This window comes from Nitratireductor pacificus pht-3B (genome assembly GCF_000300335.1).
Classification (GTDB): Bacteria; Pseudomonadota; Alphaproteobacteria; order Rhizobiales; family Rhizobiaceae; genus Nitratireductor; species Nitratireductor pacificus.
This window is the reverse complement of the sequence record NZ_AMRM01000007.1, coordinates 32289-56977: the sequence shown is the minus strand read 5'-3', so window position 1 is coordinate 56977 and position 24689 is coordinate 32289. Positions and strand designations below refer to the sequence as shown.

General features: G+C 67.4%; 21 protein-coding genes. 10 read left to right on the top strand and 11 right to left on the bottom strand.

Annotated elements, in window-relative coordinates; all coding sequences use genetic code 11:
- The first annotated feature begins 2 nt into the window (after positions 1-2).
- Positions 3-917 carry a sigma-70 family RNA polymerase sigma factor gene (locus NA2_RS07875; protein WP_008596035.1) on the top strand — a complete coding sequence of 305 codons (915 nt, stop codon included), beginning with the start codon at positions 3-5 and terminating at the stop codon, positions 915-917.
- Between the two features lie 76 nt (positions 918-993).
- Positions 994-2283: a translation elongation factor Ts gene (gene tsf, locus NA2_RS07870; protein ID WP_008596034.1), complete on the top strand. Its 1290-nt coding sequence runs from the start codon at positions 994-996 to the stop codon at positions 2281-2283.
- Positions 2284-2298: 15 nt separating this feature from the next.
- Here tsf and NA2_RS07865 read toward each other — a convergent pair whose 3' ends face one another.
- The 6 genes from NA2_RS07865 to NA2_RS07840 form a co-directional block, all read right to left on the bottom strand.
- Entirely contained in the window at positions 2299-2544 is a 246-nt protein-coding gene (locus tag NA2_RS07865) for a formate dehydrogenase subunit delta (protein ID WP_008596033.1), read from the bottom strand.
- Positions 2534-3361 (bottom strand): formate dehydrogenase accessory sulfurtransferase FdhD, encoded by an 828-nt coding sequence (fdhD, locus tag NA2_RS07860; RefSeq protein ID WP_008596032.1) that lies wholly within the window; start codon positions 3359-3361, stop codon positions 2534-2536. Before fdhD ends, NA2_RS07865 begins: the two co-directional genes overlap by 11 nt.
- Positions 3362-3572: 211 nt before the next feature.
- Complete coding sequence (fdhF, locus tag NA2_RS07855) at positions 3573-6458, bottom strand: formate dehydrogenase subunit alpha (protein ID WP_008596031.1); 2886 nt, start codon at positions 6456-6458, stop codon at positions 3573-3575.
- 11 nt (positions 6459-6469) lie between these two features.
- Complete coding sequence (locus NA2_RS07850) at positions 6470-8026, bottom strand: formate dehydrogenase beta subunit (RefSeq protein ID WP_008596029.1); 1557 nt, start codon at positions 8024-8026, stop codon at positions 6470-6472.
- Positions 8023-8496 (bottom strand): formate dehydrogenase subunit gamma, encoded by a 474-nt coding sequence (locus tag NA2_RS07845; protein WP_008596027.1) that lies wholly within the window; start codon positions 8494-8496, stop codon positions 8023-8025. Before NA2_RS07845 ends, NA2_RS07850 begins: the two co-directional genes overlap by 4 nt.
- 96 nt (positions 8497-8592) lie before the next feature.
- The gene (locus NA2_RS07840) at positions 8593-9489 is read right to left on the bottom strand and encodes a LysR family transcriptional regulator (protein ID WP_008596026.1); all 897 of its coding nucleotides are present in this window, start codon (positions 9487-9489) and stop codon (positions 8593-8595) included.
- 144 nt (positions 9490-9633) lie between these two features.
- Between NA2_RS07840 and NA2_RS07835 the strand changes: the two genes are divergently transcribed.
- Both NA2_RS07835 and paaG read left to right on the top strand, forming a co-directional pair.
- A complete protein-coding gene (locus NA2_RS07835) occupies positions 9634-10782 on the top strand; it encodes an Mrp/NBP35 family ATP-binding protein (RefSeq protein ID WP_008596024.1) in 1149 nt (382 codons plus the stop codon).
- 97 nt (positions 10783-10879) lie between these two features.
- Positions 10880-11689: a 2-(1,2-epoxy-1,2-dihydrophenyl)acetyl-CoA isomerase PaaG gene (paaG, locus tag NA2_RS07830; protein ID WP_008596023.1), complete on the top strand. Its 810-nt coding sequence runs from the start codon at positions 10880-10882 to the stop codon at positions 11687-11689.
- On the opposite strand, the gene NA2_RS07825 is transcribed toward paaG, so the two are convergent.
- Both NA2_RS07825 and pdxR read right to left on the bottom strand, forming a co-directional pair.
- Positions 11681-12154, bottom strand: coding sequence for an SRPBCC family protein (locus NA2_RS07825; protein ID WP_008596022.1), 474 nt, complete (start codon positions 12152-12154; stop codon positions 11681-11683). The two genes, paaG and NA2_RS07825, sit on opposite strands and share 9 nt — an antisense overlap.
- Before the next feature lie 78 nt (positions 12155-12232).
- Positions 12233-13726, bottom strand: a complete 1494-nt coding sequence (pdxR, locus tag NA2_RS07820; RefSeq protein ID WP_008596021.1) for a MocR-like pyridoxine biosynthesis transcription factor PdxR — start codon at positions 13724-13726, stop codon at positions 12233-12235.
- 214 nt (positions 13727-13940) lie between these two features.
- Here pdxR and pgi point away from each other — a divergent pair, with 214 nt between their 5' ends.
- Both pgi and NA2_RS07810 read left to right on the top strand, forming a co-directional pair.
- Positions 13941-15581: a glucose-6-phosphate isomerase gene (gene pgi, locus NA2_RS07815; protein WP_008596020.1), complete on the top strand. Its 1641-nt coding sequence runs from the start codon at positions 13941-13943 to the stop codon at positions 15579-15581.
- 150 nt (positions 15582-15731) lie between these two features.
- A complete protein-coding gene (locus NA2_RS07810) occupies positions 15732-17744 on the top strand; it encodes a DUF4139 domain-containing protein (protein WP_008596019.1) in 2013 nt (670 codons plus the stop codon).
- Positions 17745-17777: 33 nt separating this feature from the next.
- Here the strand turns inward: NA2_RS07810 and NA2_RS07805 are convergent, their stop codons facing one another.
- Positions 17778-17990, bottom strand: coding sequence for a DUF4287 domain-containing protein (locus NA2_RS07805; protein ID WP_008596018.1), 213 nt, complete (start codon positions 17988-17990; stop codon positions 17778-17780).
- A gap of 197 nt (positions 17991-18187) precedes the next feature.
- On the opposite strand from NA2_RS07805, the gene purU reads away from it, so the two are divergent.
- From purU to nhaC, 3 genes are all read left to right on the top strand, one after another.
- Entirely contained in the window at positions 18188-19042 is an 855-nt protein-coding gene (gene purU / locus NA2_RS07800; protein ID WP_051011588.1) for a formyltetrahydrofolate deformylase, read from the top strand.
- A 121-nt stretch (positions 19043-19163) separates the two neighbouring features.
- Positions 19164-20174, top strand: coding sequence for an LLM class flavin-dependent oxidoreductase (locus tag NA2_RS07795; protein WP_008596016.1), 1011 nt, complete (start codon positions 19164-19166; stop codon positions 20172-20174).
- A gap of 241 nt (positions 20175-20415) precedes the next feature.
- Positions 20416-21927: a Na+/H+ antiporter NhaC gene (nhaC, locus tag NA2_RS07790; RefSeq protein ID WP_008596015.1), complete on the top strand. Its 1512-nt coding sequence runs from the start codon at positions 20416-20418 to the stop codon at positions 21925-21927.
- Between the two features lie 67 nt (positions 21928-21994).
- On the opposite strand, the gene NA2_RS07785 is transcribed toward nhaC, so the two are convergent.
- Complete coding sequence (locus NA2_RS07785) at positions 21995-22501, bottom strand: tyrosine phosphatase family protein (RefSeq protein WP_040677226.1); 507 nt, start codon at positions 22499-22501, stop codon at positions 21995-21997.
- The gene (gene cobD, locus NA2_RS07780; protein WP_008596013.1) at positions 22501-23556 is read right to left on the bottom strand and encodes a threonine-phosphate decarboxylase CobD; all 1056 of its coding nucleotides are present in this window, start codon (positions 23554-23556) and stop codon (positions 22501-22503) included. Before cobD ends, NA2_RS07785 begins: the two co-directional genes overlap by 1 nt.
- Here cobD and cbiB point away from each other — a divergent pair.
- Entirely contained in the window at positions 23549-24517 is a 969-nt protein-coding gene (cbiB, locus tag NA2_RS07775; RefSeq protein WP_008596012.1) for an adenosylcobinamide-phosphate synthase CbiB, read from the top strand. The genes cobD and cbiB overlap by 8 nt on opposite strands.
- Positions 24518-24689: the final 172 nt, after the last annotated feature.

Genomic DNA, 24689 nt, shown 5'->3' with positions numbered 1-24689 from the left:
CGATGCAGGCGACCGACACCGAGGCGATCTTCTCCGGTCTTCGGCCAAGGCTGACCCGGCTCGCCTACCGCATGCTGGGTTCGGTCGCCGACGCGGAAGACATCGTCCAGGATGCCTGGCTGCGCTGGCTGAACCATGATCGCCGCAATGTCCGCGAGCCGGCGGCCTTTCTGCAGACGATCGTCACCCGGCTCTGCGTCAACGAGCTGAAATCCGCCCGCCGCCGGCGCGAGACCTATATCGGCCCCTGGTTGCCCGAGCCATTCTTCGACCCGGAAGACGAAGAGGATGTCTTGGAGGACATCACGCTGCCGCTGATGATGGCGCTCGAAAGGCTGTCCCCGCTCGAGCGGGCGGCCTTCCTGCTGCATGATGTGTTCGGGGTCGGCTTCGAGGAGATTTCCGGAACGCTCGGCCGTGACGCCGCCGCATGCCGCAAGCTCGCCAGCAGGGCGCGGCTCCACATCCATCAGGCCCGCCCCCGCTTCAACGCCACGAAGGAGGAAGGGCTGGCGCTTGCCGCCGCTTTCTACACGGCCTCACGGACCGGCGACATGCAGGCCCTGCGCGGGCTGCTCACGAAGGATGTCGTGATCTACACGGATGGCGGCGGCCGGGTTGCCGCGCCCACATCACCATCGACCGGGATCGACGCCGCCCTGAAACTGTTCCGGGGGCTGGCCCGCTACTTTGCGCGATCGCCCTCGCGCTTCGTCCGCTATGCCGCCATCGACGGCCTGCCCGGCTTCGTCACGATCGAGGCCGGGGGCATCGCACAAACCTCCGCCTTTCTGGTGGATAAGGGGAGGATCGCAGCAGTCTATGTGACACGCAATCCGGAGAAACTGCATCATCTCAGAGCATCGGACCGAAAGGTGGAATCCGGTTTCCGGCCTGTTTCGATGCGCGATGAATGACCTGGATCGTCCCTTGTGCGTCCGAATGGACGCAGGGCGATCTCGTGAAAAGGCTGCATGACAGCGGAGCACTGCAATGCCGAAACCGGACATCCAGCTCATCAAGGCCCTGCGCGAGCGCACGGCAGCCGGGGTGATGGATTGCAAGCGCGCTCTGATTGCGGCCGAAGGGAACCTCGACCGCGCAGCCGAAAGCCTGCGCGCGACGATGCGTGCGGCCACGCGGGTCCATCGCCGGCCAACGCCCGAGGGCGTCGTCGCCTGCGTCGTGCGGGAGCGGCGCGGCGCGCTGATCGAGTTGCGCGCCGAAACGGACTTCGTCAGCCGCAACGCGCAGTTCCAGACGGCAGCGGGGGATCTGGCGCGCATCGCCCTCGAGGCCGGCGGCGATCTCGCGCGCACGCTGGACGCGCCGTCGCCGGACGGGCGTGACACGGTTGCAGGCTATCTCCACCATCTGTCGGCACGGTTCGGGGAAGCCGTCACTCTGCATCGGACAGCCGGGATCGACACACCGGAAGGCTGCCTTGGCGCCTATGCGCACAACGGCCCGACGCCCGATGTCGGTCGCATGGCTGCCCTTGTCTCGGTCTCCGGCGGAGGAGCATCGGTCGAGATCGCCCGAAGACTGGCAATGCATGTGGTCGGCGCGGCCCCGTTGTGGACGTCTCCGGATGACGTGCCCGCGTCGGTCAGGGAATTGAAGCACACCGGAAGCGGCGACGGCTCCGGCGACGCAAACGAGAGCCACCGTGTCATCCAGAGCCGTCTCGACAGGTTCTATGGAATGACGGTGCTTCTGCACCAACCCTTCCTGTTCGATCCCGGTGTCACGGTCGCTGAGGCGCTGGCGGACGCTGCCGGCGATCAGGCACGCGTTGATGGTTTCGTCTGCTTTCGCGTCGGGGAGGACGCCGCCCATGACGCGCGCGTCGCACAGGCGGCCGCGTTCGAATGGACATTCGGAAACGACTGGTCGAGCGAAGCACCGGCTCACATTCGGGAGGTCGGCGAAGTCCGGATCTTCGAGGTCTCGCCGAACGGCCCGAAGCTTCGGGATGACCGCGACGCGGTCGACCTCATCAATGCCGCCTGGTCGCTGGGGATAACGTTCATCGCCCTGCCGACCGGGCGATTGCCGGGCGACTTCTTCCCCCTCAGCACCCGGAAAGCCGGAACCATCCTTCAGAAGTTCTCGAATCTGGGCGCACGCCTCGCCATCGTCGGCGACGTTTCGGTGGAGGTTGCCGAGAGCGCGGCATTGCGGGATTTCATCCATGAAGCAAATCGCGGCGAACACGTCTGGTTCGTCCCCGATTTCGACAGTCTTATGCGCCGGCTAAATATCCGAGCGCGATCCGGTTGAAGGCCGGCCCGGCCCTCAGGCGGCTTTCGGTCGGCGGATGCTTTCGGCGGCTTCCAGAACGAGCGGTGACAGCCCCTGTCCGCCACGCTCGATGATCTCGAACAGGTGGCGGCGCATGCGCGGCTCCCAGAAGCTGTTGATGTGGTCGGCCACGCCCTTCGCCGCATGGTTGCCCGGCTGTGATGTGAAGAACGTGGCGATCTGGTTCGCCATGTAGATCAGATGCTCCTCGCCGGTGTTGAACTTCTTGTCATGCGACATGTCTGGCCGCTCCAATCGTCACGCGTTCGGGATGGGTGAAAATGTCGAACTCCTCGCCGCGCACCAGTGCGACGAGCGTCATGCCGGCCGCTTCGGCGGTGCGGATCGCCAGCGCGGTGGGCGCTGAGACGGCGGCGATCAGCGGCGCGCCCATCGACGCCGCCTTCTGTACCATCTCGACGGAGACGCGCGAGGTGACGACCACCGCGCCCGACGCCCCGTCGACACCGGCCCGGGCGAGCGCGCCGGCGAGCTTGTCGAGCGCGTTGTGGCGCCCCACATCCTCGCGCGCCGCGACAATTCCTTTGCCGGCAACATAAAAACCCGCCGCATGCACCGCGCCGGTCTCATTGTGCAGCTTCTGGTGGGTCGAGAGCTGCGTGACAGCGCGGGTGATATCGCCCGACGAAAGGATGAAACCGTCGTCGCCAACCGCCGGCACCGCACGCATCGCCTCGTCGATGCTCTCGATGCCGCACAGGCCACAGCCGACCGGGCCGGCAAGCCGGCGCCGGCGCGCCTCGAAGCGCTTGTTTGCCTTGTCGCGCAGGCGGATCTGCAGGTCGATCCCGGCGCCGAGTTCCTGAACCTCGATGCTCTCGATCTCCTCGGCCGTCGCGACGATGCCTTCCGTGATGCTGAAACCCAGGGCGAAATCCTCGAGATCTGCCGGCGTCGCCATCATCACCGCATGGGTCGTGCCGCCATAGGACAGCGCGATGGGCATCTCTTCCGGCACCGCGCGCGCGGCAACCGCCGTCCCGCCGGTGCGGCGGGCGGTGCGGGTGACACGGGCGGTGGCGGGAAGGCGTGTCATAGCGATTGAAACCTCGCGGCGGCGATACCCCCCTCTGCCTTGCTAGGCATCTCCCCCTCAAGGGGGGAGATTGAGTGGCACGGACCCGCCGCCTTCTTGTCTACTTGAGCGATTGGCAAAAACCATCCCACCGCCTGATCTCCCCCCTTGAGGGGGAGATGGCCGGCAGGCCAGAGGGGGGCAACTGCACCACCACAGACCAGCATCGCTCCTACTCCGCCGCCTCCACATGCACGATGCGGCGGCTCTTCTTTGCGTGCGCGTCGTAGTCTTCCTGCCATTCGGTCGGCCCGTTGGAGGGGGAGACCTCGACGGCCGTGACCTTGTATTCGGGGCAGTTGGTCGCCCAGTCGGAATATTCGGTGGTCACCACATTGGCCTGCGTCGCCGGGTGGTGGAAGGTGGTGTAGACGACGCCCGGCGCGACACGCTCGGTGATCCTGGCGCGCAGGCTCGTCTCGCCGGAACGGCTCTTCAGCTTCACCCAGTCGCGGTCCCGGATGCCCCGGTTCTCGGCGTCGAAGGGATGGATCTCCAGGAGGTCCTCGTCGTGCCAGAGAACGTTGTCGGTGCGGCGCGTCTGCGCCCCGACATTGTACTGCGACAGGATGCGGCCGGTGGTGAGCAGCAGCGGGAAGCGCGGGCCGACCTTCTCGTCGGTCGCCACATAGGCGGTGCGGACGAACTTGCCCTTGCCGCGTACGAAGCCGCCGATATGCATGACCGGCGTGCCGGTCGGCGCCTTCTCGTTGCATGGCCACTGCACGGAGCCTTCGCGCTCCAGCAGATCATAGGTCACGCCGGCAAAGCTTGGCGTGGTGGCCGCGATCTCGTCCATGATCTCGGAGGGATGCGCATAGGTCCAGTCCTGGCCCATGGCGCGGGCCATTTCCTGCGTCACTTCCCAATCGGCATAGCCATTCTTCGGCGCCATCACCTTGCGCACGCGGTTGATGCGCCGCTCGGCATTGGTGAAGGTTCCGTCCTTCTCGAGGAAGGTCGATCCCGGCAGGAACACATGGGCGTAGTTGGCCGTCTCGTTCAGGAACAGGTCATGGACGACAACGCATTCCATCGCTTCGAGGCCGGCGGCCACATGGTGCGTGTTGGGATCCGATTGCAGGATGTCCTCGCCCTGGACATAAAGCGCCTTGAAGGAGCCTTCCACGGCGGCATCCAGCATGTTCGGGATCCGGAGGCCCGGCTCGTTGTCGAGCTTGACGCCCCACAGGCTCTCGTAAATGGCGCGCGTCGCATCCTCGGAGATGTGGCGATAGCCTGGCATCTCGTGCGGGAAGGAGCCCATGTCGCAGGCGCCCTGCACGTTGTTCTGGCCGCGCAGCGGGTTCACGCCGACGCCCGGCCGGCCGAGATTGCCGGTCGCCATGGCGAGGTTGGCGATCGCCATCACCGTGGTCGATCCCTGGCTGTGCTCGGTGACGCCGAGGCCGTAATAGATCGCGCCATTGCCGCCGGTGGCGTAGAGGCGCGCCGCGCCGCGGATCAGTTCGGCCGAGACGCCCGACGCCTTCTCGACGGCTTCCGGGCTATTTTCCGGCTGGAGGACGAAGCTCGCCCAGTCCTGGAACTCGTCCCAGTCGCAGCGCTCGCGGATGAAGGCTTCGTCGAACAGGCCCTCGGAAACGATGACATGGGCAAGGGCGGTCAGGACGGCGACATTGGTGCCCGGCCTGAGCGGCAGGTGGTAGCTTGCCTCCACATGCGGCGTGCGCACGAGGTCGATGCGGCGCGGGTCGATGACGATCAGCTTCGCGCCCTCGCGCAGGCGCTTCTTCAGGCGTGAGGCGAAGACCGGGTGGCCGTCAGTCGGATTGGCGCCGATGACCAGCACGACGTCGGTCTGCTCGACCGAATCGAAATCCTGCGTGCCGGCGGAGGTGCCGAAGGTGGTCTTCAGCCCGTAGCCGGTCGGCGAGTGGCAGACGCGCGCGCAGGTGTCGACATTGTTGTTGCCAAAGCCCTGGCGCACCAGTTTCTGGACGAGATAGGTCTCCTCGTTGGTGCAGCGCGACGAGGTGATGCCGCCCACGGCGCCCCGGCCGTACTGGTGCTGGATGCGGCGGAACTCGCTCGCCACATGGGAATAAGCTTCCTCCCAGGTCACCTCGCGCCACGGATCGCTGATCTTCTCGCGGATCATCGGGTTGAGGATGCGGTCCTTGTGGGTGGCATAGCCATAGGCGAAGCGGCCCTTGACGCAGGAATGGCCGCGATTGGCCTTGCCGTCCTTGTAGGGCACCATGCGGACGACTTCCTCGCCCTTCATCTCCGCCTTGAACGAGCAGCCGACGCCGCAATAGGCGCAGGTGGTGATCTCGGAATGATCGGGCATGCCCATCTCGATGACGGATTTTTCCTGCAGCGCGCCGGTCGGGCAGGCCTGCACGCAGGCGCCGCAGGATACGCATTCCGATTGCAGGAAGGGTTCGTCCATGCCGGCGGTGATGCGGCTTTCGAAGCCGCGCCCCTCGACCGTCAGCGCGAAGGTGCCCTGCTGTTCTTCACAGGCACGCACGCATAAGGAGCAGACGATGCACTTCGCCGGGTCATAGGCAAAATAGGGGTTGGAGACGTCCAGTTCCTTGAAGTTGATGCCGTGATCGTCGACCGACGGCGCCAGATGGTTGGCGCCTTCCATGCCATAGCGGTTCCCGCTGAGGCCGACCGTCTCGGCCATATGTGCCATCTCGCAATCGCCAGCGGCGCATGCGGCGCAATCGGCCGGGTGATCGGACATGTAGAGTTCCATCACGCCGCGGCGGATGGACTGGAGCCGCTCCGTTCCGGTACTGACCGAAATGCCGTCCGCCGCCGGCGTGGTGCAGGAGGCGGGCGTGCCGTTGCGGCCCTCGATCTCGACAAGGCACAGCCGGCAGGAGCCGAAGCTCTTGACCATGTCGTTGGCGCAGAGTTTCGGCACGACCACGCCGGCTTCCCGGGCGGCGCGCATGATCGACGTGCCCTCCGGCACGGTCACGGACCGGCCGTCGATGGTCAGCGTCACCGTCTTGTCGGATCTGGCTGCCGGCGTGCCATAGTCGATTTCCTCGACGAAGCGGTTTTCGGTTCCACACATGGTGCTTCCTCCTATTCCGCCGCTTCGCGCACGGGCGCGGGGCGGAAGTCTTCCGGGAAATGGGTGAGCGCGCTCATCACGGGATAGGGCGTGAAACCGCCAAGCGCGCACAGCGACCCGAATTTCATCGTGTTGCAGAGATCGGTGACAATCTCGATCTGCGCTTCCGGCGCGACGCCCTTTCTCAGGCGGTCGAGCACCTCGACGCCGCGCGTCGAGCCAACGCGGCAGGGCGTGCACTTACCGCAGCTCTCCACGGCGCAGAATTCCATCGCGAAGCGCGCCTGCTTCAGCATGTCCACCGTGTCGTCGAAGACCACGATGCCGGCATGGCCGATCAGGCCGTCCTTGGCGGCGAAGGCCTCGTAGTCGAAGGGCGTGTCGAACAGATCGCGCGGGAAATAGGCGCCGAGCGGCCCGCCCACCTGCACAGCGCGCACCGGGCGGCCCGTCGCCGTGCCGCCGCCGATCTCGTCAACGATCTCGCCCAGCGTCATGCCGAAGGCCGCCTCGAACAGGCCGCCATGTTTCACGTTGCCCGTGATCTGGATCGGGATCGTGCCGCGCGAGCGGCCCATGCCGAAATCGCGGTAATAGGCACCGCCCTTGTCGAGGATGATCGGCACGGACGCGAGCGAGATGACGTTGTTGATCACGGTCGGCCGGCCGAACAAGCCCTCATGCGCGGGCAGCGGCGGCTTGGCGCGCACCTGGCCGCGTTTTCCCTCGAGGCTGTCGAGCAGCGCCGTCTCCTCGCCGCAGACATAGGCGCCGGCGCCGACGCGCACCTCCATGTCGAACGCGTATTGCGAGCCGAGCACGCTCTTGCCGAGGATGCCGGCCTGGCGCGCGGCGTCGATGGCTTCGTTGAGGATGCGGTGGGCGTTCGGATACTCCGAGCGCAGGTAGATATAGCCTTTCGTGGCGCCCGTCGCGACACCGGCGATGGTCATGCCCTCGACGAGGACGAAGGGATCGCCTTCCATGATCATGCGGTCGGAGAAGGTGCCGGAATCGCCCTCGTCCGCATTGCAGACGATGTATTTCTGCGGACCGGCCGTATCGTGCACCGTCTTCCACTTGATGCCCGTCGGGAAGCCCGCGCCGCCGCGGCCGCGCAGACCGGATTCGGTCACCTCTTCGATGATCTCCAGCGGCGTCTTCGCAAGCGCGTTGCGCAGGCCGCCGAGGCCGCCATGCGCCTCGTAGTCGGCCAGCGAGACCGGGTCGGTGATGCCGCAGCGGGCGAAGGTCAGACGGGTCTGTTTCGCCAGGAAGGGGATCGCCTCGGGATCGCCGAGGCACAGCGCGTGGTCGCCTCCTTCGGCCAGCCCGGCATCGAACAGGCCGGCAACGTCGTCGGCCGTCACCGGGCCATAGGCGACGCGGCCGGCGGGCGTCTCCACCTCGACCATCGGCTCCAGCCAGTAGAGGCCGCGCGAGCCGTTGCGGACCACCGTCGCGTCGATATCGCGACCGGCGATCTCGGCCCCGACGGCGCGGGCGACCTTCTCGGCGCCCAGCGCCAGCGCGCCGGAATCGCGGGGGATGTAAATCTTCAGCGTCATGCCCGGACCTCCGCGGCGATCTCTTCGGCCTTCGCGTCATCGAGCCTGCCGATCACCTCGCCGTCGAGCATGGCCGAGGGCGCGCAGGCGCAGAGACCCAGGCAATAGACCGGCTCCAGCGTCACCGCGCCGTCGACGGAGGTTTCATGGAAGGCGATGCCGAGCAGTTTCTGCAATTTCTCGGCCACGGCGTCGCCGCCCATGGACTGGCAGGCTTCCGCCCGGCACAGTTTCAGCACATGGCGCCCCGCCGGCTTGTCGCGGTAGTCGTGATAGAAGGAGACGACGCCATAGACCTCAGCGCGTGTCAGGTTCAGCGCCTCGGCGATGACGGGGATGCTGTCGCGCGGCACATGGCCGAGTTCCCGCTGAATGCCATTCAGAATTGGCAGAAGCGGGCCTTCTTCGCCCTTCCACCGTTCGATGATCGGCTGGACGGCGGAAGCGATTTCGGTACGTGCGTGCTGCATCTTGCAGCGCCCTCCCTAACGATGCTCGTCTGGAGGAGAACCAAATCCGGACCAAGGATCAATACAGCATATCCGTCGATCGATAGAAAATCTCTATCAATCTTGCGCGAAACGCTCCGCCGCCAGCCGCGCCTCGTACAAAAGGGCGGAGACCAGCGGCGTGTGCGGCTCGCGCTCGACCGCCACCACGCCGACCAGATGGCTGGCGTCCGGCTCGACGATCGGGATGGCGCGGATCGGCTCCGAGAAACCAAGCACTTCCGCCAGGTTGAGCGGCATGATGGACGACCATTTCCCGGTGCGGATATGCGAGAACAGAACGATCATCGAGTTCGATTCCAGCGTCGGATGCGCGGTCGCGCCGACCTCCTCGAGGTGCTGGTTGATGATGCGCCTGTTCTGCATGTCGGGCGTCAGGAGGCACAGCGGCAGCTCCGCTACCTCCGCCCAGCTTATCGCCTCCCGCTCGGCATAGCGGTTCGTGGCCGCCGTGATGAGCTGGTAGCGCTCGGAATAAAGCGGCACGGACGCCACATGGCCGAGCGGCTCGTTGTCGAGATAGGTGATGCCGATGTCGATCTCGAAATTCTCCAGGAGGGAGAGCACTTCAAGCGAGGTGCGCGAGATGATCGAGAAGGTCACCTCGGGGTGTTTTTCGCGGAACGGCGTCGTCAGCTCGGGCACCATGGCGAGCGCCGTCGGGATGGCGGCGATGCGCACATGGCCGGCGAGGCCGCGCCGTGCCGCCTTCATCTCGGCGCGCAGGGTGCGCGTGTCGCCGACGATGCGGCGCGCCCATTCGAGAACGCGCTGGCCTTCCGGCGTCAGCCCCTGGAAGCGCGAGCCGCGCTGCACCAGCATCACGCCGAGCTGGTCTTCCAGCTGCTTGATGGCCGCCGACAGCGTGGGCTGCGTGATGCCCAGCTCGGCCGCCGCCCTGCCGAAATGCCGCTCCTTGGCGAGCGCGATGAAGAATTCCAGCTTGTCGATCATGGGCGCGACGCTACAGAAGCGCGCACCCGCCTGCAATGCGGATGCGATGTGCCGCAACGCACCCCCTGCGGGGTGGCGACGATCCGTCTCCCTTGGCCCCCGCCCCATTCTGCATTATCTGGGAACAAACAGAGGCAGAGGCACATGACTCTCGACAGACAGACCGTCATCGACCGATTGAGATCGGTCAAGGGACCGAACCTCGAAGGCGACATCGTCTCGCTCGGAATGGTCTCGGAGATCTTCATCGCCGACAGCAAGGTGTTCTTCTCCATCACCGTGCCGGCGAGGCAGGCGCAGGAACTGGAGCCGCTGCGCCAGGCCGCCGAGAATGCGGTCAAGACGCTGCCCGGCGTCAGGGGGGCGATGGTGGCGCTGACCGCCGAGAAGCAGGGCGGCGGCATGGGCACCACCGCGCAGCAGCCGGCGCGACCCGCCCCGGCGCGGCCGGCAGCCCCCCCCGCCCAGCAGCAGCCCGCCAAACAGGACGTGCCCGGCATCGAGGCCATCATCGCCGTCGCGAGTGGCAAGGGCGGCGTCGGCAAGTCCACGACCGCCGTCAATCTGGCGCTCGGGCTGAAGGCGCTCGGCCTTTCCGTCGGCATTCTGGACGCCGACATCTACGGCCCCTCCATGCCGCGCCTGCTCGGCCTCAAGGGCAAGCCCGAGACGGCCGGCGGCAAGGTGCTGAAGCCGATGGAGGCCTATGGCGTCAAGGTCATGTCGATGGGCTTCCTGGTGGAGGAAGACACGCCGATGATCTGGCGCGGCCCGATGGTCGTCTCGGCGCTGCGGCAGATGCTCCGCGAGGTGGCCTGGGGACCGCTCGACGTGCTGGTGGTCGACATGCCGCCCGGCACGGGCGACGCCCAGCTGACGATGGCGCAGCAGGTTCCGCTCGCCGGCGCCGTCATCGTCTCCACCCCGCAGGACCTGGCGCTGATCGACGCGCGCAAGGGCCTCAACATGTTCAGGCGGGTCGACGTTCCCCTGCTCGGCTTGGTCGAGAACATGAGCTACTTCCTTGCCCCCGACACCGGTGCCCGCTACGACATTTTCGGCCATGGCGGCGCGCGGGCGGAGGCGGAGCGGCTCGGCGTGCCGTTCCTGGGCGAGGTGCCGCTGACCATGGACGTGCGCGAGACCTCGGACGCCGGAACCCCGGTGGTGGCGTCGAACCCCGACGGCGCGCAGGCAAGAGTGTACCGCGCCATCGCCGAGAAGGTCCGGGCGCAGCTCAGCCTGGCCATGCAGGCAAGCGCCGAGGCGGCCCCGGCGATCGTCTTCGAATGAGGCAGGCCGGCCGCCGTACGCGATAATTTATGTTACGTATGTTTGCTCAACGAGCCGTTTTATGTAACGTAAAAATCCGCATCCGGAGGACGAGCGCATGAGTGCCGCAGACAACGAGACCATTCTTCACGACCGGCGCGACGGCTGGCACCGCATCACGCTCAACCGTCCGGAGAAGCTCAATTCCTTCAACGAGGCGCAGCATCTCGCGCTGCGCGCCGCCCTCGACGAGGCGGCAGCCAACGATGCATGCCGTGCGGTGCTGCTCACCGGCGCCGGGCGCGGTTTCTGCGCCGGGCAGGATCTTGGCGACCGCGACCCGGCGAAGCTCGACGACAAGCTGGACCTCGGGCATACGATCGAGACTTTCTATAATCCGCTCGTGCGGCAGATTCGCGGCCTCGCCAAGCCCGTGATCTGCGCGGTCAACGGCGTGGCAGCCGGCGCCGGCGCCAACATCGCGCTGGCCTGCGACATCGTGCTGGCGGCCCGCTCGGCGAAGTTCATCCAGGCATTCTCGCGAATCGGCCTCGTGCCCGATTCGGGCGGCACCTGGTTTCTCACCAGCCTGATCGGCGAGGCGCGCGCCAAGGCGCTGATGCTGACGGGCGAAGCCGTGTCTGCGGAGAAAGCCGCCGAATGGGGGATGATCTGGCGCATGGTCGAGGACGACGCCCTGACGGCGGAGGCGGAGGCGCTGGCCGAGCATCTGGCAAAGGGGCCGACATTCGCCTACGGGCTGATCAAGCAGGCGGCCCAGTCCGCCTCGGGCAACACGCTCGACGCACAGCTCGATCTCGAACGCGACCTGCAGCGCGAGGCCGGGCGCTCGAGCGACTATCGCGAGGGCGTCAGCGCCTTCCTGGAAAAGCGCGAGGCGGCGTTCAGCGGCAAGGCCTCACGCTGAGGCGGGCGTTTCCCCACCGCCGCCGACATGGTCGCTGAAACTTGAAAAGAACTGGCCCGCCAGCTTCTTCGAGGTCGACTGGATGAGCCGGCTGCCGAGCTGGGCCATCTTGCCGCCGACATCCGCCTTGGCGCTGTAGGACAGGATCGTCGCGTCGGCGCCGTCCTCCCGGAGCGCCACGTCGGCGCCGCCCTTGGCGAAACCGGCGACGCCGCCCTTGCCCTCGCCGCTGATTGTGTAGGAGTGCGGCGGGTTGAGGTTAGAAAGCTCCACCGCGCCGTTGAAGCGCGCCTTGATCGGCCCGATCTTGAGCGCGACGGTCGCCGCGAACTCGGTATCGGATGTCTTCTCCAGCTCCTCGCAGCCCGGGATGCAGGCTTTCAGGACCTCGGGATCGTTCAGCGCCCGCCACACGGCATCCACCGGCGCCTCGATCCGCTCTTCACCCTCGATGACCATGGCCATGGCGCGACCCTCCTGAAACAGCAGTCTCAAGACTGGCTAACGCACCGGCAACGCCTTGTCCATCCACCGCAGCCGGGATCAGGCCGCCGCGCGGCGATGTTCGGCGGCGGCGGCGGCGAGTTCGCGGATGCCCGGCTCCACATGCTGCGCGCCGATCGACGAGATGCCGAGCCGCATGAACGGCGTCGGGCTGGTGCGGCCGATGAAGAAGCGGCCGCCCGGCTCGATCAGAACGCTGCGCTCGGCGGCCGATTTCGCCAGCATGGCCGAATCGAGCCCCGCCGGCCCCTCCAGCCAGAGCGAGGTCCCGCCACGGATATCCGCGGCGCTCCAGTCCGGCAGGATGTCGCCGACCGCCTGCACCAGCTTCTCGCGGCGCTCCTCGAAGGCGGCAGAGATGCGGCGCACCAGCGTGTCGTGATGACCGAGCGAGAGGAACAGCGCCACGGCGCGCTGGTTGTTGGCCGGCGGATGGCGCAGCATGAAGCGGCGGAGGGCACGCAGCTCGGCGATCAGGTCGGCGGGGGCGACGATGTAGCCCATGCGCAGGCCGGGCGCGAGCGTCTTCGACATGGAGCCGACATGGATCACGCGACCGGTGCGGTCGAGGCCCTTCAGCGCCGCCTGCGGCCGCTCGTCGGCAAGCTGGCTGTCGTAATCGTCCTCGATGACGATCCAGTCGTTCTCCTCGGCCTTCGCCAGCAGCGCCTCGCGGCGCGGCTGGCTGAGCGGCACCATGGTCGGGCAGTGATGGCTGGGCGTGGCAAAGACGAAGTTCGCCTCCCGCGGGATCTGCGCCACGTCGATGCCCTGCCGGTCAACCGGCACGGGGATGATCTCGGCGCCCGCCAGCTCGAAGATCGAGCGGGCGTCGGGATAGCCCGGATTCTCCACTGCCACCCGGGACCCCTTGCGCATCAGAAGGGTCGCCAGCATGTACAGCGCATGCTGCGAGCCGAGCGTGATCAGGATCTCGTCGGGATTAGCGAAGATGCCGCGCCGCGGCAGGAGCCGCGCCTGGATCTGCTCGATCAGCAGCGGGTCGTCGCGGTCGACCATGTCGGCCGCCCAGTTGCGGATCTCCAGCACCGCCAGCGCCATGCGGTTGCACTCGCGCCATTCGGCGGTGGGGAACAGGGACGGATCGAACTGGCCGTAGACGAAGGGATAGGACGCCTTCATCCAGTCTTCGTTCTTGCGCGAATCCGGCATGCGGCTCGCCATGACCTGGAACCGGTTGCTCCAGTTGACGCCGTTCTTGCCGCCCTGCTTGCGCGGCGGGCGCGGCGGAGCGGCCAGCACCTCCGGATTGACGAAATGGCCGCGCCGCTCGCGGGCGATCAGGAAGCCCTGGTCGACGAGCTGCTGGAAGGCCAGCACGACCGTACCGCGCGCGACGCCGAGCTTCTCGGCCAGGATGCGGCAGGAGGGAAGCGGCATGGAGGGCGCGATCTGGCGGTCGAGAATGGCCGACACGATGGCCTGCCGGATCTGGGCCTGAAGCGTCTGGCCGGATTCAGGGGAAATCTTGAACAGGCCGGTCCATAAGGCGGTGTCATTTCTGGCTGGCATGGATTCTTCCTCTCGCGGGCGGAGCCTAACGCCGGGTCAAGGCATGTCAACCCTGGTACAATTGATTGTTCCAACAAAGAAATTGATGGGTGCCAGGAAACCGCACTGCAACGCCGTTTTCGCGCCAGATTCAGCAAGGGGTTCTGCGAAATCGGATTCCTGTTTTTCAACCGATGGGTTAGAACACGCCGTTTCTTTCAAGCGGAGCAGCCCATTGGACCAGGCAATCGAAACCGCGCTCGCCGCGCTGAGGACACACCGCGCCGCCAAGGCATCGATGGACATGCGGGCCGCTTTCGCCGGTGATCCGCAGCGTTTCGAACGGTTCTCGCTCGGGCTCGACGATCTGACGCTCGATTTCTCGCGCACGGCCGTGACCGAGGAAACCATCGCGCTCCTGACCGGGCTGGCGGAAGCGGCCGGGCTTTCGGCCGCGCGCGAGGCGATGTTCTCGGGCGAGCGCATCAACGGCACCGAGGATCGCGCCGTGCTGCACACGGCGCTGCGCGCCCTCTCGGGCGGGCCCGTGGTCGAGGCCGGCAAGGACGTGATGCCCGAGGTTCGCGCCGTCCTGGAGGCGATGGACGCCTTCGCGACGGGCGTGCGGACGGGCGCAATCCGCGGGGCGACGGGCAAGGCCTTCACCGATGTGGTCAACATCGGCATCGGCGGCTCGGATCTCGGCCCCGTGATGGTGACGCGCGCGTTGGCGCCGTTCCATGACGGGCCGCGCCTGCACTATGTCTCGAACATCGACGGCGCGCACATCGCCGACACACTGGCCGGGCTCGATCCGGAAACGACGCTGTTCATCATCGCCTCGAAGACCTTCACCACCATCGAAACGATGACCAACGCCGCCACCGCGCGGCAATGGGTGGCCGATGCGCTCGGGCAGGAAGCGACGGGCGACCACTTCGCAGCGGTTTCGACGGCGCTCGACAAGGTGTCGGCGTTCGGCATCGACAGGGCGCGCGTGTTCGGCTTCTGGGACTGGGTCGGCGGCCGCTACTCGCTGTGGGGCGCCATCGGCCTGCCGATCATGATCGCCGTCGGCGCCGACGATTTCCGACGGCTGCTGGCCGGCGCAGAGGCGATGGACCGGCATTTCCATTCGGCGCCGCCGGCGCGGAACCTGCCGGTCATGCTCGGCCTGATCGGCTACTGGCACCGCGTGATCTGCGGCTATCCGGCGCGCGCCGTGATCCCCTACGACCAGCGGCTCGAGCGGCTGCCGGCCTATCTGCAGCAGCTCGACATGGAATCGAACGGCAAGCGGGTACAGCTCGACGGAACCGCCGCCGAAACGCCGACCGGACCGCTCGTCTGGGGCGAGCCGGGCACCAACGGGCAGCATGCCTTCTTCCAGCTCCTGCACCAGGGCACGGACATCATTCCGGTGGAGTTCATCCTCGCCGCCGAGGGCCACGAACCACGGCTGAAGCACCATCACGACCTGCTCGTCGCCAACTGCCTGGCGCAGGCCGAAGCCCTGATGAAAGGACGCACCCGGGAGGAGGCCGAAGCCCAGCTCCTGGCGAAGGGCATGGATGCGAGCGAGGCGAAGCGGCTCGCGCCGCACCGCGTCTTCCCCGGCAACCGGCCCTCGGTGACGATCCTCCACCGCAGGCTCGACCCCTTCGCGCTGGGCCGGCTGATCGCGCTCTACGAGCATCGCGTGTTCGTCGAGGCGCGGCTCTACGGCATCAACGCCTTCGATCAGTGGGGCGTCGAGCTCGGCAAGGAACTGGCGACGGAGCTTCTGCCGGTGGTGGAGGGCAAGACTGGCGCCGGCGACCGGGATGCCGCGACGGCAGGGATGATCAGGCTGATCGCAGCGCTGCGCGGCGGTTGACGGGCGGCCGCACCACAAAACCGCCGCATCGGCGAGGTCTCTCTCAGGCAGCGATGTGGATCGACAGCACGGGTGGGCGACCGCGCACTTGCCAACGTCTCCGGCGTGCGGTCCATTCGCCCTGTCGATGACCCGTATCAGGAGACCCCCATGAAAACCGTCAAGAAGGCCTCTCTCGCGACGACGCGCGCCGCGATGCTCTGCGCCACCGTGGCCGCTCCGTTCGTCACCGGTCCGGCGGGCGCCGTGGACGCGTTCACCAGCGAGGTGGAGGCCATCACGCTTTCGTCGGGCGGCCTTGCCGAGATCAGGCGCGCGGCGCGGATCGACGGCACCGAAACGCTGGCCATCGACGTGCCCCTCGAGCAGGTCGACGACATCCTCAAGAGCCTCGTCGTGCGCGACCCCTCCGGCACCGTCGGCGGCCTGACGCTGGATGGTCTGTCGCCGGTCGAGGAAACATTCCGCCGCCTGCCGTTCCAGCCCGACACGATGGGTTCCCTGCCGGAGCTGGCGGCGTCCCTCCAGGGCATCCCCGTGCGCGCCTCATCCGGCGGGCGCACCGTCGAGGGCACGGTGCTCGGCGTGGGCAGCGAGCAGCGCGGCACGGGCGACGACGCCACCACCGAGCGCACGCTTTCCCTCATGACCGAAACCGGCCAGGTGGAGGTGCTGCGCCTCGGAACCGACACCGTGTTCGAGATCCTCGACGCCGCCATGCGCGACAAGCTGCGCGAGGCGGCGGCCGTCAGCGGGCGCGGCCGCATGGACGACGTGCGGCGGATCTCCATCGCGCTCCAGGGCGACGGGGCGCGCGACGTGAGCATCTCCTATGTCGTGCCGGCGCCCGTGTGGAAGACCGCATACCGCCTGGTCTCGCAGGAAGGCGGGGCGGCGCGCCTGCAGGCCTGGGCCGTCATCGAGAACGCCACCGGCGAGGACTGGCGGGATGTCGCCGTCACCCTGTCGTCCGGGGCTCCGGTCACGCTCGCGCAGCGCCTGCATCAACGCTACTGGCACGAGCGGCCGCAGGTGCCGGTCACGGCAGGCAGCACGACGCCGCCCCGCATCGACAACGCCGCCGGCATGGACGCCGAGGTCGCCGCCGACGCGATGGGCGGCGCGGCCCGGCAAAGGCGCGCCCTGACCATGGCGCCCGCGCCGGCCGCCGCGATGGAACATGCGTTTGCCGCGCCGACCGGCGCAGCCGCCACCCAGGAGGGGCAGACGAGCGCCTCCTATCGCCTCCCGTTCCCGGTCGCACTGAAGGCCGGACAGACCCTCTCACTGCCCTTCATCGACGCCGAGGTTCCCGCCGAGCAGGTTTCCGTCTTCCAGCCGGAGCGCGGCGAGATCCATCCGGTCGCCGCCCTGTTCCTGGAAAACAGAACCGAGGCCAGCCTGCCGCCCGGCATCCTGACCGTCTACGACCAGCGCGACGGCTATGTCGGCGACGCGCAGCTTGCCGGCGTGCCCGGCGGCGAAAGCCGCATGGTCAGCTTCGCCGCCGACCGCAAGGTCGAGATCACGACGCAGACGGACCCCCGCGAGACGGTCGGGCGGATCGCCGTCGCCGACGGCGTCCTGCGCGCCACCTCGGTTTCGCGACTGACGACCACCTATGCCATCAAGGGCGCAACCGATGCGCCACGCACTGTCATCGTCGAGCACCCGCGGCGCGACGGCTGGCAGATCGCCTCGGACGCGCTCGCCTCATCGACGCCGACCCATCACCGGTTGCGCGCGACGGTGGAAGCGGGCGGCACGGCCGAGATCAAGATCACGGCGGAGCGCAGCCGCATCGACAGCTTCGCTCTGGTCGACGCCGACGCCGAAGCCCTGTTCAACTGGGCAGGCGCGACCACCGACGCGCAGACCGCCGCCAAGCTCACCGAACTCGCCGAACTGCGCCGCAACGCCGTGCGCGCGCAACTCGACATGCAGGAGATCGAGGAGGCGGTTGCCCGCACGGCAGGCGATCAGGAGCGCATCCGCGACAACCTCGCCGCCGCGCCGGGCGACAGCGCGCTGGCCAAGCGCTATCTCGCCATGCTGGAGAAGACAGAGGACGAGATCGCCGCCCTCGCCACCCGCCGCGCGGCGGCAGAGACGCGGTACAGGACGCTGCAGGACGAGGTGCGCGACTTCATCCGCACGTTCTGAGCGGGGACCGGAACGCAGGGGCGCCGGAGCGGTTCAACCGGCGTTCCTGGCCCGGTGATGGGCCACCAGCGCATTGGCGTGGCCGTGCCCCAGCCCGTGTTCGCTCTTCAGCACCGAGACCATCTCCATGTGCTTCCTGTCCCGCATGCCGTCGAGCAGCGCCAGCCAGTGGTCGATCGGCTGGCCGTAGGTCTTCTCGATGGACGGGAAATAGGAAGCGGGGCCTTTCACCTTCTGGTCGGACATGGCGGTTTTCCTTTCCTTGTCGCTGCGCGTTTTTCCGAGGACGTCCGGTCGGCGGCGTATCCGACAGGCGCCGGCGATTTCGGCAGGACATTCCATCCGGCGGCATGAGACACTATGCCGGTTTCATTCGCGGCGCGATCGCGTATAGATCGCGGCTTTCCACGACCCGCCCATCGAGCCATCAGCCGGACCCCGCCATGACCGAGAAGACGTTCGACATCAATCTTTCCTGCGCCGACCGCCCCGGCATCGTCGCCGCCGTGACGACCGAACTTGCCGGACTGGGCGCCAACATCGCCGAATCCAACCAGTTCTGGGACCGGCAGACGAACCGCTTCTTCATGCGCCTGTCGATCACCGCGCCCGGGAGCGTCGAACGCGATGGCCTGCTGCGGGCGCTCGAACCGGCAATCGCCCGGTTCGACATGAAGACCGCGATCGCGGACCGCGCGCGGCGGCCGAAGATCATCATCATGGTGTCGAAGTTCGACCACGCCCTGCTGCACCTCCTCTACCAGATCCGCGTCGGCTGGCTCGACGCGGAGGTGGCGGCCATCGTCTCCAATCACGAGGATGCGCGCCGCACGGCGGAGATGGAGAGCATCCCCTTTCATCACTGGACGGTGAACAGGGACAACAAGGCCGAGCAGGAAGCAAAGCTCCTGGCGCTGTTCAACGAGACCGGCGCCGACCTCTTGATCCTCGCCCGCTACATGCAGGTGTTGTCCAACGACCTCTCCAACCGGCTCTACGGCAAGGTCATCAACATCCACCATTCCTTCCTGCCGAGCTTCAAGGGCGCCAAGCCCTATCACCAGGCCCATGAGCGCGGCGTGAAGCTGATCGGCGCCACGGCCCACTACGTGACGCCCGATCTCGACGAAGGGCCGATCATCGAGCAGGAAACCGAGCGCGTGACGCATGCGCTGAGCGCCGAGGATTTCGTCGCCGCCGGCCGTGACATCGAGAGCCGGGTGCTCGCCCGCGCCGTCAAGCTGGATCTGGAGAACCGCGTGATGCTGAACGGCCACAAGACGGTGGTGTTCGGTTAAGCCCTCTGCGCAGGCGTCCGGCGGAGCAAGGGCGAGGTGAAGCTGACGGGCGCTCCGCGCCCCTTGGATCGGTGGGCCGCGTCCCCATATGACGGAGAGCGCCACCACCCCGGAGCCCTCCATGATCCCCTTCTCCGTCCTCGACCTCGCCCCTGTCCCCGAAGGCGCGACCGTCGCCGACGCCCTGCGCAACACGCTCGACCTCGCCCGTCATGCCGAGGAATGGGGCTACCGGCGCTACTGGCTCGCCGAGCATCACAACATGGCGGGGATCGCCAGCGCCGCGACCGCCGTGCTGATCGGCCAGGTGGCGGCCGCGACGAAAACGATCCGCGTCGGCGCGGGCGGCGTGATGCTGCCCAATCACGCGCCGCTGGTCATTGCCGAGCAGTTCGGCACGCTGGCGACGCTCCATCCGGACCGCATCGATCTGGGTCTCGGGCGCGCACCCGGCACGGACATGGCGACGGCCAGGGCGTTGCGCCGCGGCCTCGAGGACGGCGACGGCTTTCCGCGGGACGTGGTGGAGCTGATGATCTATCTCGGCGACGAACAGCCCGGCCAGAAGGTGCGCGCCATTCCCGGCCGCGGCACGCATGTGCCGGTGTGGATCCTCGGATCCAGCCTCTACGGCGCGCAGCTCGCCGCCCATCTCGGCCTGCCCTACGCCTTCGCCTCGCATTTCGCGCCCGCAGCGCTCGAACAGGCGATCGATATCTACCGCCAGACGTTTCGGCCCTCCGAGCATCTGGAGAAACCGCATTTCATGATGGCGCTGAACGTCTTCGCAGCAGACACGGATGAAGAGGGCCTGCTCCTCAAATCGTCGATGCAGCAGGCTTTCGCCAATCTGCGCACCGGGCGTCCCGGCCCGCTGCCCCGCCCGGTGGAGAATGTCGAGGCCGGCTTCGACCCCGGCATCGCGGCAAGCGTCCGCGAGGCCCTTGCCTGCACGGCGGCCGGCGGACCCGAAACCGTCCGCGACGGGCTGCTGGGCTTCATCAGGCGTTATCGGCCCGACGAGATCATCCTGACCGGACAGATTCACGATCACGCGGCACGGCTGAAATCCTTCCGTATCGCCGCTGAGGTTCTTCGCGCGGCGGAGACCGAGAATCTCGCCGCAGAGTGAGAACGAAGAATGCTATTCTTCATTACATTTATGTATAACCATTTATATAATTATTGTTGCCGACAATATATATTCAAATAATCAACTTATTATTTTTAGCATAAAGTAAAAAACACTCTTCCTGCTCCGATCTTCATTCCCTAAAGATGCGAAGAAGCGCCACTGGACGTGTGCACGCGTCCGGTAGCGCCGTGCCCATCGCCTGAATGGCCGCGACGTGCGTGAAAGATGGGAGGCATGCATGACGGAACCGGAACGGAAACTGCCGAGCCTGCCACTGGCGCTGACGCCGGTGGTGCTGACGCTCGTGTTTCTCGGCGTGCAGCTCTTCTGGTTCAACGACTTCACGCCCCACGTGCCGCTTGCCATCGGGCTGGGAATCACCGGCCTCGTCGGCCTCAGGCTCGGCTTCACCTGGCAGCATGTCGAACAGGGCGCCTTTCACGTCATCCACGTATCGCTGCCGTCCGTTTCCGTGCTGATCACGGTGGGCATGATCCTCGGCGTGTGGATCGCCAGCGGCACGGTGCCGACACTGATCTATTACGGGCTTGCCGTCCTGTCGCCGCAGTTCTTTCTCGCCGCCGCGATGCTGCTGTGCTCGGTCGTCTCCCTGTCGCTCGGAACCTCGTGGGGCACGGTCGGCACGGTCGGCCTCGCCCTGATGGGCATCGGCGCGGGCTTCGGCATTCCCGCCTACTGGACCGCCGGCGCGGTGGTCTCCGGCGCCTTCTTTGGCGACAAGATCTCGCCGCTTTCCGACACGACCAACCTGGCCCCGGCGGTGACCGGCGTCGATCTGTTCTCGCATATCAGGAACATGCTTCCGACGACGGTCCCGGCCATGGCCGTGGCTCTCGCGATCTACCTGCTGGCGGGGTTCACCCGGACCGCACCGGCGGATGCGTATTTCGAGACCATCGCCCGCATCAACGGCGCGCTTATGGACAATTTCGTCATCTCGCCCTGGCTGCTCCTGCCGGTCGCTCTGGTGATCGTCATGGCGGTCAAGCGCATGCCGCCGATCCCCTCGCTTTTCGCCGGCGCACTGGCCGGTGGCCTCGCCGCGCTGTTCGTTCAGGGCGCCGGGCTGCACGACGTATTCACCTATGCCAACAGCGGCTACCGGATCGGGACCGGCGTGCCGATGGTGGACACGCTGCTCAACCGGGGCGGCATCCAGTCCATGATGTGGACCATCTCCCTCATCCTGATCGCGCTCGCCTTCGGCGGCGCGCTCGAGAAGACGGGCTGCCTGGAGACGATCATCCGGGCGATCATGCGTCGGGTGACGGGCTTTGCCGGCGTGCAGACGGCGGCGGTCGGCACGTCGATGGCGACCAATCTGGTCGCCGGCGATCCCTATCTCTCGATCGCCCTGCCGGGCCGCATGTATGCGCCGGTCTATCGCGGCATGGGCTACTCGACGCTCAACCTGTCGCGCGCGGTCGAGGAAGGCGGCACGCTGATCTCGCCGCTGATCCCCTGGAACGCCGGCGGCGCCTTCGTGATCAGCGCCCTGGCGCTCGGCATATCGGAGGGGCAGGTGGAGAACCTGCTCTACATTCCGCTCGCCTTCGCCTGCTGGCTCTCGCCGCTGATCGGCCTGATCTACGCGCGCGCCGGGCTGTTCTCGCCCCGCGCCACCCCGGAAGAAATGCAGGCCTGGCTCGAAAGCGGCGAGACCGTCGCCGATCTCGGCAACCCCGCCCCGGAAACGCCCCTCGGCCTGCGTCCCGCACCGGCGGAGTGAAGGTTGCGGAACTTGCAGCCAGGTTGATCTCAGGCTGTTCGCATGAAGGTGCGGAACCGGGCCGGCCTCAGCGCACCGGCAGGTGAAAGGGCGCGCCTTCGAAGGCATCGGCGCCCCGGCCGATGGTCTGGATCGCGTGCATCATGCGCCCCTCGCGGCGCAGAAGCGCATCGCCGAGCGCCACGATGCGGCGATTGGGCGTGGCGAAGGGCGCCCGCGCGCGCAGCATGCGGGCAAGCTCCAACTCGTCCGTCTCGCGCGCGAGTGCCACGGCGATCACATAGGCGGCGGCCGTCGAGCGGCTGATGCCCGCATAGCAATGCACCACCATCGGGGTGCGGCAATCCCAGGCGCGGGCGAAGGCGAGCAGCGCCTCCACATGTTCGCCCGAGGGCGCCACGAGGCCCGGCCGCTGCTCTGTGATGTCGTGCATCGCCAGATGCAGCCGGTTCTCCGCCGCAAGCCCCTCGACGGACGGGGGCGGCGCCTCGCTCGACGTCAAGGAGACGAGATGGCTGGCGCCTGTCGCGCGGAACGTCCGCTCGAGCTGGGACATCGGGCAGATGTAGAGCATCACGCGCTCCCCGCTGCGCCGGCGGCCCGCCATGTCTGAAAGGCATGCTCCAGCCGGGCGTGGTCGGCATCACTGCCGGGCAAGCCGAGGCGCAGGCAGTCTGGCCGGCCGGCAAAGCTGCGGACGAGGATGCCGTGCCGGCCAAGCGTCTCGAACAGGCCGGATGCCGCCGGCAGGCGCAGGAAGCGGAACAGGTCCGTGCCGCCGGAGACCGCAAGCCCCTGCGCGGCGAGCGTCCGGTCGAGCCGCGCGGCTTCCGCGGCAAGCCGCTTCCGCATCGTTTCCTGCCAGGCCGTGTCGGCAAGCGCCGTCATGCCGATCTCCAGCGCCGGGCCGGCGACCGCCCATGGCCCCAGCCAGCCGGAAAGGCGCGCGGCAATGGCGGGCATGGCGGCGGCAAAGCCGAGCCGGACGCCGGCAAGGCCGAAGAACTTGCCGAAGGAGCGGAGCACGACAAGCCCGCCCGCGCCGACATCGCCGGCAACGCTTTCGGCGCGCGGGCCGACATCCATGAAGGCTTCGTCGACCACCAGCAGGCCGCCCCTGCCGTGGAGATGCGCCGCCAGCGCCAGCAACCGGTCCCGCGGGATCACCCGGCCGTCTGGATTGTTCGGATTGACCACGACGGCCAGCCGCGCCTCGAAGAGACGCTCGAAATCCTCGACCTCCTCCACCGCATGGCCGGCAAGGGCAGCCGCCCGGGCATGTTCCGCATAGGTGGGCGCGAGCACCATGGCCGGTCCGGCGGGAAGCAGCGCGGCGACAAGCGGCAGCAGCACCTGCGTGCCGGGGGCCGCAACCAGATGCGCGCCGTCCGGCGCGCCGTAGACGCGGGCCGCCAGCGCCGCGAGTTCCGCCAGCCGCGCCTCCTCGGGAAGACGCGCATAGGCGGTGGCGGGCAGCGGCGGAAACGGGTAGGAGTGCGGATTGATGCCGGTGGACAGGTCCAGCCATGGCGTCGGCGCGCCCGGAAACAGCGCCGCCGCCCTGACGAGGCTGCCGCCATGGTCGGTTACCGCTTTCGCCGTGCCAGACAGTCGAGGCCTGATGTCCATCCTGATTGCGCTTTCCTCAGTCCTGGTCGAGCTTGCGGTGGGCTATCCGCAGCGTCTCTACCGCGTCATCGGCCACCCCGTCACCTGGATCGGCCGTCTTATCGCGTTGGCGGACGCGCGCTGCAATGTCGAAACCCTTTCGCCAGGCGCGCGCCGGATGAGCGGCGTGCTGGTCCTTGCCGCTATCGTCGCGCTGGCGGGCTTTACCGGATGGATGATCCAGACCAGCCTTTCCGGTTGGGCCGGGTTGCTGGTGGCCGCGCTCGTGGGCAGTTCGCTGATCGCCCAGCGGAGCCTTGCAAGCCATGTGAAAGCGGTGGCGGACGGGCTCGATGCGGGCGGACTGGCGGAAGGCCGAAGGGCGGTTTCGCAGATCGTCGGCCGCGATCCCGAAAGCCTCGACGAGGCCGGCGTTGCGCGCGCGGCCATCGAGAGCCTTGCCGAAAACTGCTCCGACGGCGTGGTGGCGCCGGTCTTCTGGCTCGCGGTTGGCGGTCTTGCCGGTGGTGCCGTCTACAAGGCCGCGAACACGGCCGATTCCATGATCGGACACAAGACCGTGCGGCATCTTCATTTCGGCTGGGCGGCGGCGCGTTTTGACGATCTCATCAACCTGCCGGCTTCGCGCCTTTCGGCGCTGCTGTTCATCGCTGCCGCGCTCTTCATGCGCGATGCTTCGGCTGAAGAAGCATGGCGCGCGGTGCGCCGCGATGCGCGCCATCATCGCTCGCCCAATGCCGGCTGGCCGGAAGCGGCCATGGCGGGCGCGCTCGGCCTGGCGCTGGCCGGCCCGCGCCGCTATGGCGGCGTGACCGTCGACGACGCCTTCATGGGCGAGGGCGGAAGACGCGAAGCCGACGCCGAGGACATCCGCCGGGCCCTCGCGCTCTACCGGATTGCAGACGGGTTCCTGATCGGTCTTGTGGCGATGGCGGCGGGACTGTGGCATCTGGTTTTGTGAGGCTGGCGGACTGGATAAGAGACTTGGGACCGCTTCCGGTTGTTTCCGATCTCGTGGCAACAGCGCGGTGCGTGGTTCGACAAGCTCACCATGAGGGAGGGAGAGACGCTGCGCCACCCGTCCTCCGTGTTGATGAACAGACTTGCAGGACACAACCTCCCTCATGGTGAGC